General features: G+C 53.4%; 11 protein-coding genes. 9 read left to right on the forward strand and 2 right to left on the reverse strand.

Annotation, left to right across the window (positions count from 1 at the left end; translation table 11 throughout):
• Positions 1–84: 84 nt before the first annotated feature.
• Genes murQ through tadA form a run of 4 tightly spaced genes read left to right on the forward strand, consistent with a single transcriptional unit; the run spans position 85 to position 3,557 of the window.
• A complete protein-coding gene (murQ, locus tag OGX95_RS06620) occupies positions 85–978 on the forward strand; it encodes an N-acetylmuramic acid 6-phosphate etherase (RefSeq protein ID WP_286628845.1) in 894 nt (297 codons plus the stop codon).
• Positions 979–987: 9 nt separating this feature from the next.
• The gene (locus OGX95_RS06625) at positions 988–2,352 is read left to right on the forward strand and encodes a PTS transporter subunit EIIC (RefSeq protein WP_286628847.1); all 1,365 of its coding nucleotides are present in this window, start codon (positions 988–990) and stop codon (positions 2,350–2,352) included.
• Positions 2,353–2,355: 3 nt separating this feature from the next.
• On the forward strand, positions 2,356–2,991 hold the full coding sequence (gene yfhb, locus OGX95_RS06630) for a phosphatidylglycerophosphatase C (protein ID WP_286628849.1): 636 nt from the start codon (positions 2,356–2,358) through the stop codon (positions 2,989–2,991).
• 35 nt (positions 2,992–3,026) lie between these two features.
• On the forward strand, positions 3,027–3,557 hold the full coding sequence (gene tadA, locus OGX95_RS06635; RefSeq protein WP_286628850.1) for a tRNA adenosine(34) deaminase TadA: 531 nt from the start codon (positions 3,027–3,029) through the stop codon (positions 3,555–3,557).
• A 60-nt stretch (positions 3,558–3,617) separates the two neighbouring features.
• Here the strand turns inward: tadA and mltF are convergent, their stop codons facing one another.
• Positions 3,618–5,168, reverse strand: a complete 1,551-nt coding sequence (gene mltF / locus OGX95_RS06640) for a membrane-bound lytic murein transglycosylase MltF (protein WP_286628851.1) — start codon at positions 5,166–5,168, stop codon at positions 3,618–3,620.
• Between the two features lie 257 nt (positions 5,169–5,425).
• Between mltF and purL the strand changes: the two genes are divergently transcribed.
• The 5 genes from purL (at position 5,426) to glnB (ending at position 13,870) form a co-directional block, all read left to right on the forward strand.
• Positions 5,426–9,313, forward strand: a complete 3,888-nt coding sequence (gene purL, locus OGX95_RS06645) for a phosphoribosylformylglycinamidine synthase (RefSeq protein ID WP_286628852.1) — start codon at positions 5,426–5,428, stop codon at positions 9,311–9,313.
• 643 nt (positions 9,314–9,956) lie between these two features.
• Positions 9,957–11,387 carry a two component system sensor histidine kinase QseE/GlrK gene (qseE, locus tag OGX95_RS06650; RefSeq protein WP_286629307.1) on the forward strand — a complete coding sequence of 477 codons (1,431 nt, stop codon included), beginning with the start codon at positions 9,957–9,959 and terminating at the stop codon, positions 11,385–11,387.
• A 22-nt stretch (positions 11,388–11,409) separates the two neighbouring features.
• Positions 11,410–12,129: a two-component system QseEF-associated lipoprotein QseG gene (gene qseG / locus OGX95_RS06655; protein WP_286628853.1), complete on the forward strand. Its 720-nt coding sequence runs from the start codon at positions 11,410–11,412 to the stop codon at positions 12,127–12,129.
• Complete coding sequence (gene glrR / locus OGX95_RS06660; protein ID WP_353655422.1) at positions 12,129–13,463, forward strand: two-component system response regulator GlrR; 1,335 nt, start codon at positions 12,129–12,131, stop codon at positions 13,461–13,463. Before qseG ends, glrR begins: the two co-directional genes overlap by 1 nt.
• A 68-nt stretch (positions 13,464–13,531) precedes the next feature.
• Positions 13,532–13,870 carry a nitrogen regulatory protein P-II gene (gene glnB, locus OGX95_RS06665; protein WP_002914032.1) on the forward strand — a complete coding sequence of 113 codons (339 nt, stop codon included), beginning with the start codon at positions 13,532–13,534 and terminating at the stop codon, positions 13,868–13,870.
• Between the two features lie 96 nt (positions 13,871–13,966).
• On the opposite strand, the gene hmpA is transcribed toward glnB, so the two are convergent.
• On the reverse strand, positions 13,967–15,157 hold the full coding sequence (gene hmpA, locus OGX95_RS06670; RefSeq protein ID WP_286628855.1) for an NO-inducible flavohemoprotein: 1,191 nt from the start codon (positions 15,155–15,157) through the stop codon (positions 13,967–13,969).
• Between the last annotated feature and the right edge of the window lie 159 nt (positions 15,158–15,316).

The raw sequence follows: 15,316 nt of genomic DNA on the forward strand, positions 1-15,316 counted from the left end.
AAAACAAAATTTCACTCGCCTGGATGAATATTATATTCCATTATAACGGATTACTATGAATTAAAAATTCCTAAGGAACAAGAAATGAATCTCGGTGCGTTAGTTTCAGAAAGCCGCAATCCTCAGACAATGGATCTTGATGCGTTATCCACGCTTGAGTTGGTTCATCGTTTTAATCAACAGGATACGCTGGTAGCCGTTGCTGTAAAAGCAACTCTGACTGAAGTTGCGCTTGCGGTTGATGCGGCGGCTGACGCATTAAAAGCGGGGGGACGGATTATCTACATGGGGGCGGGGACCAGTGGGCGTCTTGGCGTACTGGATGCGTCTGAGTGCCCACCGACTTTTGGTGTACCGCATGGACGGGTTGTTGGCCTGATTGCTGGCGGGCCGGGCGCATTGTTGAAGGCCGTCGAAGGTGCAGAAGATAACCCGCAGCTGGGTGAAGATGATCTTCGCTCGCTCAACCTTATGGCACAGGATTTGGTGGTGGGGCTGGCGGCATCCGGGCGTACACCGTATGTGATTGGCGGTTTGCAATATGCCCGTTCCGTAGGCTGCACCACGGTGGCGATTTCCTGTAACCCGGATTCCCCCATCGCGCGTGAAGCGGACATTGCCATATCACCGGTTGTTGGCCCAGAGGCCCTGACAGGGTCAACGCGACTGAAGTCCGGTACTGCGCAAAAACTGGTGCTCAATATGATTTCTACCGGCGCCATGGTGAAGTTTGGCAAGGTGTATCAGAACCTGATGGTGGATATGAAAGCGACCAACGTTAAGCTGGTAGACCGGGCGTGTCGCATGGTCGTGGAAGCCACCGGTATTGCGTATGACCAGGCGCAGGCTCTGCTGAAACAGACCGATTTTGATGTGAAGCCCGCCATTTTGATGGCTCTCACGGGGCTCGATGCCACTGCAGCCCGGGAAAAACTGGCTGCACATCAGGGTTTTTTACGCGCGGCGTTAGAACACTAAGAGGTTAATATGGATAAAACGGCGGTGCTTGCCAGCGATATCCTGCTGGGCGTGGGCGGAGAGAAAAATATTCTGCGCCTGGAAAACTGTATGACGCGCGTCAGAGTGGAAGTACAGGATGACGCTCAGCTCGATATTTCCCGACTCAAGCAACTGCCGGGCGTTAGCGGCTACGTGAAGCAGGGGGCGCAGCACCAGATTATTGTTGGTCCGGGCAAAGCCGGGAAAGTGGTCGATGCCATGCGTTCCCTGATTGCTGATGGCGGCGAGCGCTCCAGAGTGGGGGATATTGAGCGAACAAAATCAGAGGCCAAAGCGAAGTACAAAGCGCCAATGAGTGACGCGCTGCGCAAACTGGCTAACGTTTTTATCCCGCTTATTCCGGCGTTTATCGCCTCCGGTTTGATTACCGGCATCATTAACATCCTTAAACGTCCGGACATCGTGGGGGACTTTGCGACCCACTATCCGAATATGTTGGGGCTGTTAGGGATTTTCGGTAGCGCCGTGTTTGCCATTATGAACATCCTTGTCGGGGTGAATACTGCCAAAGTGTTTGGCGGTTCGCTGGCGATGGGGGGCGTGATGGCCGGTATTCTTTCCAGCCCGCAACTGGCGCAAATTACCTTGTTTGGCGAGGCATTGCAGCCGGGACGCGGTGGGGTGATCGCGGTGCTACTGGTGGTGGCGCTGATGTGCTGGATTGAGCGTAAATTCCGCGAAGTGCTGCCGGAGTCCCTTGAACTGATCCTTAATCCACTGCTGACCACCCTTATTACCGGGACAATCGCCATTGTGGCGCTGCAACCGCTTGGTGGCTGGATAGCCGAATCCATTGCCCATGGCGCTTCCTGGGCTATCGATCGCGGTGGCGTCCTGGTGGGGGCGGTGCTGGCAGGCACCTTTCTGCCACTGGTTCTCACCGGACTCCATCAGGGATTGGTCCCTATCCATGTAGAACTGGTGCAGGCGCACGGGTATAACGCACTCTTTCCAATTCTGGCGATGGCAGGAGTGGGGCAAATCGGTGCGGCTATTGCGGTACTGATGAAAACCCGTAACGCACGGCTGAAAAAAGTGATTAAAAGCGCGCTGCCGGTCGGATTGCTGGGTATTGGCGAACCGCTGATTTTTGGTGTGACATTGCCATTAGGCAAGCCGTTTATCGGTGCCTGCCTCGGTGGTGCTGTAGGTGGGGCGCTGATCAGCTACTGGAAGGTGGCGACGGTCATCACCTTTGGCATCTCGGGATTGCCGCTGGCACTGACGATTGTTGCCGGAAAAGTGATGTTCTATCTGTTAGGCTATCTGGTAGCGGTTATTGCCGGGTTCCTGTTTACCTGGCTATTGGGGTTCAACGATCCAGAGGAATAAGGTTTGACCAGTCACCAGCGTCGCGTTGTTTTTTTTGATTTGGATGGCACGTTACACCAGCAGGATATGTTCGGCAGTTTCTTACGTTTTCTGTTGCGTCGCCAACCGCTAAATGCGTTGCTGGTGCTGCCTCTGTTGCCGATTATTGCGCTGGCAATGTTAATTAAAGGGCGCGCTGCCCGCTGGCCCATGAGCCTGCTCTTGTGGGGCTGCACGTTTGGTCGCAGTGAAACGTGCCTGAAGGCACATCAGGCCGATTTTGTGCGCTGGTTTCGCGGTCATGTGACGGCATTTCCTGTCGTGCAGCAGCGCCTGACGACGTACTTGCTAAGCTCCGATGCTGATATTTGGCTTATCACCGGTTCCCCGCAGTCGCTGGTGGAGCAGGTTTACTTCGATACACCGTGGCTGCCGCGTGTCAATCTGATTGCCAGTCAAATGGCGCGTGGATACGGTGGCTGGGTATTGCCACTGCGCTGTCTGGGGCATGAAAAAGTAGCGCAACTGGAACAGCAGATTGGCGCGCCATTGCATCTATACAGCGGTTACAGCGACAGTAAGCAGGACAATCCACTGCTCTCTTTTTGCCAGCATCGCTGGCGCGTCACGCCGCGCGGGGAACTGCAACAACTCGAATAGCGAACGCGCATGCAATTTGGAGTATGACGGGTATAATGCGTCCGCTTTTTATTACTGGAGTTACCCCTTTGTCTGATGTTGAATTTAACCACGAATACTGGATGCGCCATGCTTTAACGTTAGCTAAGCGCGCCTGGGATGAGCGTGAAGTCCCGGTGGGTGCAGTATTGGTACTCAACAACCACGTTATTGGCGAAGGCTGGAATCGGCCGATTGGCCATCATGATCCTACCGCCCACGCTGAAATCATGGCGTTGCGCCAGGGCGGCATGGTGCTACAAAACTACCGTCTGCTGGATGCGACGTTGTATGTCACACTGGAACCGTGCGTCATGTGTGCCGGTGCGATGGTGCACAGCCGTATTGGTCGGGTGGTTTTTGGTGCGCGCGATGCGAAAACGGGGGCTGCTGGTTCGTTAATGGACGTACTGCATCATCCAGGCATGAACCATCGGGTTGACGTGACTGAAGGTGTGTTACGTGATGAATGCGCCACGTTGCTCAGCGATTTTTTCCGTATGCGTCGTCAGGAAATTAAAGCCCTGAAAAAATCCTCCAACAGGTAAATACCGAGCTGATTGCCTGAGGGCGTTGCGCTAATCAGCCCGATGGCCTCCCTTCAAAGACTACTTCTGCTCTTTTTTCTGCGTCGAAAATAGCAGAGAAGGGGTGTGCGACAGATAGCTTGATGAGGTCTGAGACAGGAATGCCGCCAGCGGCAACTTCTCCTCACCTAACAGTTCTGCGGGCGATACCGCCGGGTAATCCTGCGCCAGTTGCTGTGTTTCAATTGCCTGCTTTTCTTTCTCTTGCAGGTATCCCACCAGACTTATCTGGTATTTACGGATATTTTCCACATAGGCGTAGGCTTCGTGACCGCGCGCATAGCCATAGGTCAGCTTGTTGTAATACGGCTTTTGACTGAGCAGCGGCAGACGTTGTTTTACATCGGACCAACTGTTCGGGTTGCCTTTGGTTTTTACCGTCAGCGCCCGCGCATCCAGCATATGCGCGTAGCCCATATTGTAAGCGGCGAGTGCAAACCAGATACGTTCTCCTTCAGGGACGGTATCCGGCACTTTACTCATCATATCCTGTAAGTAGCGCGCGCCACCGCTGATGCTCTGTTCGGCATCGGTACGGTCAGTGAGCCCAAGGCTTTGGGCGGTATTTTTGGTTAGCATCATCAGACCGCGTACGCCGGTCGGGGAGGTTGCCTGGGCGTCCCAGTGTGATTCCTGATAAGAGATTGCCGCGAGCAGTCGCCAGTCTATTTCCTGCGCATATTTCTCAAAAAGTGGCTTCAGATCCGGTAACACGCTATCAACCGCACGCAGGAAGGTGCGGGTATCAACATAGTCAAAATCATCGCCATGCCCAAGGTACTTTTCTTCCAGCCGCGCAAGCGAGCCGTCTTCATTCATGGTATTGAAGAAATCCAGCAGGGCAGCGGACAGCGTATTGTCATCGTCCAGACGGCTGAACCAGGTAACGGGTTGTTCGTCGGAGACATCCAGCGCGACGGCCAGCTCAGGATGTACACGCTGGTACAGGCTGATGGCAACGGAATCAGCGATGGTATAGTCCAGCTTACCGGCGATGACATCATCAAGCAGTTCAGTGGTGCCCTTTTTCTTATCAACTTTCCAGCTCAGGTCCGGGTATTTTTTTTCTTTTATCTGCTGGAGGTCGTTTATCACCACGTGGCCCGGGGCAATGGTCAGCTGATTTTCGGTCACACTGGCAAGGCTGCGAGGTCGATATTGCCCAACCCGATACACCAGTTGTTGCGATACGGAATAGTAGGTCGGACCCGGCTGATAATTTTTAACACGCTCGCTGTTATACACCAGACCAGCGGCTAACAGATCGGCATTACCGTTATCCAGGTCGTCAAAAAGCTGGCTGATGTTCTGGCGTACGGTGATTTTCAGCTTCACACCCAGGTAGTTGGCGAAGGCTTTGGTCAGTTCGTAATCCAGTCCAAACTTTTTCCCATTAAGCGTGGCGTAAGTGAGCGGTGAGTCGATAGTACTGACGCGCAACTCTCCCCGCGACTGAATGGCGGCGATACGATTGTCGGCTTTACCGAACCAGGGGATAGATGGCCAGAGGGCCGCTGCCAACAACAGCGTCAAAATACCGATGAACAGATAATTAATCTTTAATTTTTTCAATTAGTTAATTCTCTGAACCGTACGTTGTCTCTGCGTGCTGTGGTATTGATTAAGAAGTGAATTAGTCATTAATGAGCGGCATTTTGCTTAAACTTGCGTCAGTTGGCAACTTATTCAGAAACCAGATCGCATTTGATGATAAGACAAGGTCGTGATTTTATTTCGACGCAAACGGTTTCGTCGGCGCGGTAGATTCTTTATAATGACGCCCGTTTCCCCCACTTGGGCACACCGAAAGCTTAGAAGACGAGAGACTTATGATGGAAATTCTGCGTGGTTCACCTGCACTGTCTGCATTCCGTATTAACAAACTGCTGGCACGTTTTCAGGCTGCCAACCTCCAGGTCCACAATATTTACGCCGAGTACGTCCATTTTGCCGATCTGAATGCACCATTAAATGAGGATGAGCGCGCGCAACTTGCCCGTCTGCTGAAATATGGTCCTGCTCTTCACAGTCATGCCCCTGAAGGCAAACTGCTGCTGGTCACGCCCCGCCCGGGCACCATCTCCCCGTGGTCTTCTAAAGCGACTGATATTGCCCATAACTGCGGCCTGCAACAAATTAGCCGTCTGGAACGTGGCATTGCCTGGTATGTTGAGGCTTCCACGCTGACTGCTGAGCAGTGGCTGACGGTTGCCGATATTCTGCATGACCGCATGATGGAAACGGTTTTCTCTGCGCTGAGCGATGCTGAAAAACTGTTTGTTCATCACCAGCCTGCGCCGGTTTCCAGCGTTGACCTGCTGGGTGAAGGGCGCCAGGCGTTGATTGACGCTAACCTGCGTCTGGGGCTGGCGCTGGCAGAGGATGAAATCGACTATCTGCAAGATGCGTTCACCAAACTGGGACGCAACCCGAACGATATCGAACTGTACATGTTTGCACAGGCCAACTCTGAGCACTGCCGCCATAAGATTTTTAATGCCGACTGGGTGATCGACGGTAAGCAGCAGCCGAAATCGCTGTTCAAGATGATCAAAAACACCTTCGAAACCACGCCGGATCACGTCCTGTCTGCCTATAAAGATAACGCAGCGGTGATGGAAGGTTCTGAAGTGGGTCGCTACTTTGCTGACCACCAGACCGGTCGCTACGATTTCCATCAGGAGCCTGCTCATATCCTGATGAAGGTTGAAACCCATAACCACCCGACGGCGATCTCGCCGTGGCCGGGTGCCGCAACGGGCTCTGGCGGTGAAATTCGTGATGAAGGCGCAACCGGGCGCGGTGCGAAACCGAAAGCCGGCCTGGTGGGTTTCTCCGTTTCCAACCTGCGTATCCCGGGCTTTGAGCAGCCGTGGGAAGAAGATTTTGGCAAGCCGGACCGTATTGTCACCGCACTGGACATCATGACTGAAGGCCCGCTGGGCGGCGCGGCGTTTAACAACGAATTTGGTCGTCCTGCGCTGACGGGCTACTTCCGCACCTATGAAGAGAAAGTGAACAGCCATAACGGTGAAGAGCTGCGCGGTTACCATAAACCGATCATGCTGGCGGGTGGGATCGGCAATATCCGTGAAGATCACGTACAGAAAGGCGAGATCGTGGTGGGTGCTAAGCTGATCGTCCTTGGCGGTCCGGCGATGAACATCGGTCTTGGTGGTGGGGCTGCATCATCTATGGCGTCCGGTCAGTCTGATGCCGATCTTGATTTTGCTTCTGTACAGCGCGACAACCCAGAAATGGAACGTCGCTGCCAGGAAGTTATCGACCGTTGCTGGCAAATGGGGGACGCAAACCCGATCCTGTTCATCCACGATGTGGGCGCGGGCGGCCTGTCTAATGCGATGCCGGAGCTGGTCAGTGACGGCGGACGTGGCGGTAAATTCCAGTTGCGCGATATCCTGAGTGATGAACCGGGTATGAGCCCGCTGGAAATCTGGTGTAACGAATCTCAGGAGCGCTATGTGCTGGCGGTGGCCGCCGATCAGCTGCCGCTGTTTGATGAGCTGTGTAAGCGCGAGCGTGCCCCCTATGCGGTGATTGGTGAAGCCACCGAAGAACAACACCTGACTCTGAGCGATAGCCACTTCGACAATCAGCCGATTGACATGCCGCTGGACGTTCTGCTGGGTAAAACGCCGAAAATGACCCGCGACGTACAAACGCTGAAAGCCAAAGGCGAGCAGCTTACACGTGAGCATATTACGATTGCTGACGCGGTAAACCGCGTGCTGCACCTGCCGACCGTGGCAGAGAAAACCTTCCTTGTTACCATCGGCGACCGTACTGTCACCGGGATGGTGGCGCGTGACCAAATGGTTGGGCCGTGGCAGATCCCGGTAGCGAACTGTGCGGTCACTACCGCCAGTCTGGATAGCTACTATGGCGAAGCGATGTCCATCGGTGAACGCGCACCTGTCGCGCTGCTGGACTTCTCCGCCTCTGCGCGTCTGGCAGTCGGTGAAGCGCTAACCAATATTGCGGCTACGCAGATTGGCGATATCAAACGTATCAAATTATCAGCAAACTGGATGGCTGCTGCTGGCCATCCCGGTGAAGATGCCGGGCTGTACGAAGCGGTAAAAGCCGTCGGGGAAGAGTTATGTCCGGCGCTTGGCCTGACTATCCCGGTGGGTAAAGACTCCATGTCGATGAAAACCCGCTGGCAGGAAGGTAACGAGCAGCGTGAAATGACCTCCCCGCTGTCACTGGTGATTACCGCCTTTGCTCGTGTGGAAGACGTGCGCCATACCATCACGCCGCAGCTGTCTACTGAAGACAATGCGCTGCTGTTAATTGATCTTGGCCTTGGTCACAATGCTCTGGGTGCGACATCGCTGGCACAGGTATACCGTCAACTGGGCGACAAACCTGCCGATGTGCGCGATGTAACGCAGTTGAAAGGCTTCTACGACGCCATTCAGGCGTTGGTCGCACAACGTAAGCTACTGGCTTACCATGACCGCTCCGACGGCGGTCTGCTGGTTACGCTGGCAGAAATGGCCTTTACCGGTCACTGTGGCGTTGAAGCAGATATCGGTACTCTGGGCGATGATCATCTGGCGGCGCTGTTTAATGAAGAGCTGGGGGCTGTCATTCAGGTTCGCGCCGCTGACCGTGACGCGGTAGAAGCGATTCTGGCGGCGAACGGTCTGGCTGATTGCGTACATTATCTCGGCCAGGCGGTAGGCGGCGATCGTTTCACTCTGACTGCCCACGGTCAGCCGGTGTTTAGCGAAAGCCGTACTACCCTGCGTATGTGGTGGGCGGAAACCACCTGGCAGATGCAGCGTCTACGCGATAACCCGGAATGTGCCGATCAGGAACACGACGCTAAAACCAACGATGCCGATCCTGGCCTAAACGTGAAACTGTCATTTGATATCAACGAAGATATTGCGGCCCCGTATATCGCTATCGGTGCGCGTCCAAAAGTGGCCGTGCTGCGCGAACAGGGCGTTAACTCCCACGTAGAAATGGCGGCAGCTTTCCACCGTGCGGGCTTTGACGCTATTGACGTTCATATGAGCGATCTGCTGGGCGGCCGTATTGGTCTGGGGAATTTCCAGGCGCTGGTGGCCTGTGGTGGTTTCTCTTACGGTGATGTGCTTGGCGCAGGCGAAGGTTGGGCGAAGTCGATTCTGTTCAACAATCGTGTTCGTGATGAGTTCGAAACCTTCTTCCATCGCCCGCAAACGCTGGCACTCGGCGTGTGTAACGGTTGTCAGATGATGTCTAACCTGCGCGAGCTGATCCCAGGAAGCGACCTGTGGCCGCGCTTTGTGCGTAACCAATCCGATCGCTTTGAAGCGCGTTTCAGCCTGGTCGAAGTGACACAAAGCCCGTCTCTGCTGCTGCAGGGTATGGTGGGGTCACAGATGCCAATCGCGGTTTCTCACGGCGAAGGTCGCGTAGAAGTGCGTGACGATGCGCATTTGGCAGGACTGGAGAGCAAAGGACTGGTGGCACTGCGCTACGTTGATAACTTCGGTAAGGTGACCGAAACCTATCCGGCTAACCCGAACGGTTCGCCAAACGGTATCACTGCTGTTACCACCGAAAATGGTCGTGTAACCATTATGATGCCACACCCGGAACGTGTATTCCGTACCGTGAGCAACTCCTGGCACCCGGAAAACTGGGGCGAGGATAGCCCGTGGATGCGCATCTTCCGTAATGCGCGTAAACAGCTCGGTTAATCTGGTCGAAAATCATGAAGCCCCTCTTGAGGGGCTTTTTTGTCGCCAGGATACAGGGTGGCTGATGGCGCTGCGCTTATCAGGCCTGCGGGGAAGGGCACTTGCAGGCCGGATACGGCGTTTCCGTCGCCATCCGGCAATAAACTCAGCGCTTATGCCGAAAAATAAAGTGTCGGGAAATCCCGACATTGGCAGGGTTGGCTTGTCGCCAAAAAGAGACACTTAATGATTTGATTTATAATGGTTTTGTTTTTAAGCACCGCGAGTGTTGCTGATTAGCGACATAGTGAACAAAAAACACTCACCCCTTATTTTTGCACGATTATTAATATTTCTTATATTTATCATTGTGTTAATAAAGTGTTTTGAATATTGGCACAGATGCTGCATAATATTAACCAGTGGCTCATTCACCTTCTTATGTCAGCCCCTTCGGGACGTGCTACATAAACTTCGAATGACGCACAACAAGGTGCCTGCCGTCCAACATCTGATATTAGCGAAGCTCATATCAACCTTCGGGCGAAACGTCGAGTTAGGCACCGCCTTATTCCATAACAAAGCCGGGTTAATCCCGGCTTTGTTGTATCTGACGTTCCCCTCAGTTAGCATCGTCTTATTCCCGTCTATTGAGAGTAACGCCTTGAAGCGCTGGTCTGTTTTCCCCCGATCCTTACGTCAGCTGGTGACACTGGCATTTTTGCTGATCCTGCTTCCTTTGCTCGTACTGGCCTGGCAGGCGTGGCAGAGCCTGAACGCCCTGAGCGCTCAGGCGGCGCTGACTAACAGAACCACGCTCATTGATGCCCGACGTAGCGAGGCAATGACCAACGCCGCGCTGGAGATGGAGCGTAGCTACCGACAGTATTGTGTGCTGGATGATCCGACGCTGGCAAAGGTTTACCAGAGCCAGCGTAAACGTTATAGCGACATGCTGGACGCGCATGCGGGCGTTTTACCGGACAATACGCTCTACAAGGCGTTGCGGCAGGATCTCAACGATCTGGCCCAGCTTCAGTGTAATAACAGCGGTCCTGACAGCCAGGCGGCTGCCCGCCTGGAAGCCTTCGCTAATGCGAATACCGACATGGTGCAGGCCACACGTACCGTGGTCTTCTCGCGCGGTCAGCAGTTACAACAAGAAATTGCCGAACGTGGCCAGTTCTTTGGCTGGCAGGCGCTGGTACTGTTTCTCGTTAGTCTGGCGATGGTACTGCTGTTTACCCGTATGATTATCGGCCCGGTGAAGGGTATTGAACGGATGATTAACCGTCTGGGGGAAGGTCGCTCACTGGGCGATAGCGTATTGTTTACAGGCCCCCGGGAACTGCGTTCCGTTGGCCAGCGCATAATCTGGTTGAGCGAGCGTCTTTCCTGGCTTGAGTCTCAGCGACATCAGTTTTTACGCCATCTCTCACACGAGCTGAAAACGCCGCTGGCAAGTATGCGTGAAGGCACGGAGTTGCTGGCCGATCAGGTCGTTGGGCCGCTCACTCCCGAGCAAAAAGAGGTTGTCGGTATTCTGGATGACAGTAGCCGCAATCTGCAAAAGCTGATTGAGCAATTGCTTGATTACAACCGCAAGCTGGCGGATGACGAAGTAGAACTTGAGCGCGTTGAAATCGCGCCGTTGGTGGAAAGTGTTGTTTCAGCACATAGCCTGCCCGCTCGCGCCAAAATGATACATACTGATGTTGCGCTGGCGGCAAACGCTTGTCTGGCCGAGCCAATGCTGTTAATGAGCGTACTGGACAATCTTTATTCCAATGCGGTGCACTATGGCGCTGAATCCGGTAACATTTGGATCCGCAGCAGTTTGCATGGCTCGACGGTATACATTGATGTCATAAATACCGGCACACCGATTCCAGAAGCAGAGCAGGCGATGATCTTCGAACCTTTTTTCCAGGGTAGCCATCAGCGAAAAGGGGCAGTCAAAGGAAGCGGGTTGGGACTGAGTATCGCCAGAGACTGTATCCGCCGGATGCGGGGAAAACTGTATTTGGTTGATGAGCATGTGCAAAGCGTTTGTTTTCGCATAGAACTGCCGCTATCTGCATCGAAAAACCACTAAAATGAACCTAAGTCTGGTGAGTATGCCACACGTTGTTGCCCGAATGCTTAAACGAGATTTTATTCGCCGCGTCTTACTCGCAAGTCTGCCATGCCTGGCGCTGGTCGGCTGCGTTCCAAACGCGGTGAATCACATTATCGGCGATCCTTCGCAGGAGAAAATCCCGCCTCATCAACTCGCTGATTACCTTGCTACCGAATGCACGGATATCTGGTCGCTGTCGGGCCAGTCCACAGATACCAACCCGCTCTACTGGCTGCGGACCATGGATTGTGCCGATCGCCTGATGCCTGTTCAGGCACGCAGTGAAGCCAGTACCCAACTCACGGATACCTGGCAGGGCGCTTTTAAGCGTGGGATCCTGCTTGATGGCGCCCACATTACACCGCCTGAAAGGCGTGAAATAATGACCCGTCTGGATGCGCTAAGCCCGCAAATTCCGGCCCAGGTACGTCCGCTTTATCAGGTCTGGCGCAGTAGTCAAACGCTGCAGTTACAGCTTGCAGAAGAACGTATGCGCTACAGTAAACTTCAGCAGTCATCCGACAGCGATCTTGATGCGCTGCGCCAACAGCAACAGAATTTGCAGAGCCAGCTCGATCTCACCACCCGTAAGCTGGAAAACCTGACCGATATTGAACGACAACTGTCCACCCGTAAACCTGCCGGCAGCTACAATCCCGATGCGTTGCATGGTAATGATAAACTCATGACGCCTGATGATGGGGAGGTCACGCCATGATAAGCCGCAAGCCCGCGCATTTGCTGCTCGTCGATGACGATCCGGGGTTGTTGAAATTGCTCGGTATGCGGCTGACCAGCGAAGGTTACAGCGTCGTCACTGCAGAAAGTGGGCTGGAAGGATTACGGGTACTACATCGTGAAAAAGTGGATCTGGTCATTAGCGACCTGCGCATGGATGAAATGGACGGCATGCAACTGTTCACTGAAATCCAGAAAGTGCAGCCGGGGATGCCGGTCATTATCCTGACTGCGCACGGCTCCATTCCCGATGCTGTCGCGGCAACGCAGCAGGGGGTTTTCAGCTTTCTCACCAAGCCGGTCGATAAAGACGCGCTATATAAAGCGATTGACGGTGCGCTGGAACAGTCCGCGCCTGCTACTGATGACAGCTGGCGTGAATCAATTGTTACCCGTAGCCCGTTAATGCTGCGTTTGTTAGAACAGGCGCGGATGGTAGCGCAATCGGATGTCAGTGTATTGATCAATGGTCAGAGCGGCACCGGGAAAGAGGTGTTTGCCCAGGCGATTCACAACGCCAGCCCACGCAGCCACAAGCCCTTTATCGCCATAAACTGCGGGGCGTTGCCGGAACAACTGCTGGAATCAGAGCTTTTTGGTCATGCGCGCGGTGCCTTTACCGGAGCGGTGAGCAATCGTGAAGGCTTGTTTCAGGCTGCAGAAGGCGGGACGTTATTTCTCGACGAAATAGGCGACATGCCCGCGCCGTTACAGGTTAAATTGCTGCGCGTACTGCAGGAGCGTAAAGTTCGTCCGCTTGGAAGCAATCGCGATATCGACATTGATGTGCGGATTGTTTCTGCAACGCACCGCGACCTGCCCAAAGCAATGGCGCGGGGCGAATTTCGTGAGGATCTCTATTACCGTCTTAATGTGGTGAGTCTGAAGATCCCGGCGCTGGCTGAGCGTACAGAAGATATACCACTGCTGGCAAACCATTTGCTGCGTCAGTCAGCCGAACGGCATAAACCGTTTGTCCGTGCTTTTTCGACTGATGCGATGAAACGTTTAATGACCGCCAGTTGGCCGGGCAACGTGCGTCAGTTGGTCAACGTGATTGAACAGTGCGTGGCGTTAACTTCTTCGCCGGTGATCAGTGACGCGCTGGTGGAGCAGGCGCTGGAAGGTGAAAATACGGCGCTGCCAACCTTTGTTGAAGCGCGCAATCAGTTTGAGCTCAACTACTTGCGTAAGCTGCTGCAAATCACCAAAGGCAATGTTACCCATGCTGCACGAATGGCGGGACGCAATCGCACAGAATTCTATAAATTGCTTTCTCGTCACGAGCTGGATGCAAACGACTTTAAAGAGTAGCACCGTCAATACGACTGATTTATGATACGGTGAGCAACCGGTTACGCGATAAAAACGACAGGAAAACCATGAAAAAAATTGATGCGATTATTAAACCCTTCAAGCTGGACGATGTCCGCGAAGCGCTGGCAGAAGTCGGCATTACCGGTATGACAGTGACAGAAGTGAAGGGGTTTGGCCGTCAGAAAGGCCACACCGAGCTGTACCGTGGCGCGGAATATATGGTGGATTTTCTACCGAAGGTAAAAATTGAAATCGTGGTTACCGACGATATTGTCGATACCTGTGTCGACACGATTATTCGTACTGCCCAGACTGGCAAAATCGGTGACGGTAAGATTTTTGTCTTCGATGTGGCGCGTGTTATTCGTATCCGTACCGGCGAAGAAGACGACGCGGCAATCTAAGTCGCGCCGTGCTTGCCGGATGGCGGTGTAAACACCTTATCCGGCCTACACACTCCCGTAGGCCTGATAAGCACAGCGCCATCAGGCATGACTTAATTACAAGACTTTATGTGGGCCGAAGCATTCGTAATGAATGTTTTCGTTTTTCACACCCAGACCGACCAGTTGCTTTGCAGCAAATTGCATAAAGCCAACCGGGCCGCACAGATAGAACTGCATCGTCGGGTCGCTGATAGCGCCTTCTAGTTTGTTCAGATCCATCAGCCCAACACTGTCAAACGTACCTTTCGCGCGATCGGCTTCGGTTGGTTCACGATACCAGGTGTGTGCACTAAAGCGTGGCAGCGTTTTGCCTAGTTCGTTGACTTCATCAGCAAAGGCATGCACGTCGCCGTTTTCCGCTGCGTGGAACCAGTTAACCTGTGCGGTATGATTCGCTTTTGCCAGCGTATCCAGCATGGCCAGCATTGGGGTCTGACCTACGCCTGCGGAAATCAGTGAAACGGGGATATCGGTGGCGACATCCATAAAGAAATCGCCCGCAGGTGCGGCTAAATGAACAACGTCACCCACATTTGCGTGGTTGTGCAACCAGGTTGAGACCTGGCCACCTTCTTCACGCTTAACGGCAATACGGTAGCCTTTGCCGTTCGGTTTACGGGTCAGTGAGTACTGACGAATCTCCTGATGTGGGAAGCCTTCTGGCTTCAGCCAAACGCCCAGATATTGTCCCGGGTGGTATTCAGCAACGGTTTTGCCGTCGACAGGTTCGAACTCAAAGCTGGTGATAAGCGCACTGCGAGGCGTTTTGGCCACGATACGGAAAGGACGGGTGCCTTCCCAGCCGCCATTTTTGCTGGCGTTCTCGCTGTAAATCTGCGCTTCACGGTTGATGAAGACGTTAGCCAGCACTCCATACGCTTTGCCCCACGCATCCAGTACTTCTTGTCCTGGGCTGAAAATCTCATCCAGCGTTGCCAACAGATGACCACCCACGATGTTGTATTGCTCGGGTTTAATCTGGAAGCTGGTATGCTTCTGGGCAATTTTCTCGACCGCTGGCAGCAGCGCCGGCAGGTTTTCGATATTGCTGGCATACGCGGCAATGGCGTTAAACAACGCTTCACGCTGATCGCCATTACGCTGGTTACTCATGTTGAAAATTTCTTTCAGCTCTGGGTTATGCGTAAACATGCGATCGTAGAAATGAGCGGTCAGTTTCGGACCTGTTTCAACCAGCAAGGGGATGGTGGCTTTCACTGTAGCGATGGTTTGTGCGTCAAGCATACGGTCTTCCTTTATCTGAGACTTTAATGATGTATGTCAAATACATCTTATAAAAAATACCCCTGCATTGTAAATGGTTCTTTGTAACTTTGCGTTGTAAAGGTTACAACGTGAAAAATCTGCATCACAAACCTGAAAAGAAATCCGTTGAAATTCGCC

This window comes from Citrobacter sp. Cu233, assembly GCF_030332225.1.
Taxonomy (GTDB): domain Bacteria; phylum Pseudomonadota; class Gammaproteobacteria; order Enterobacterales; family Enterobacteriaceae; genus Citrobacter.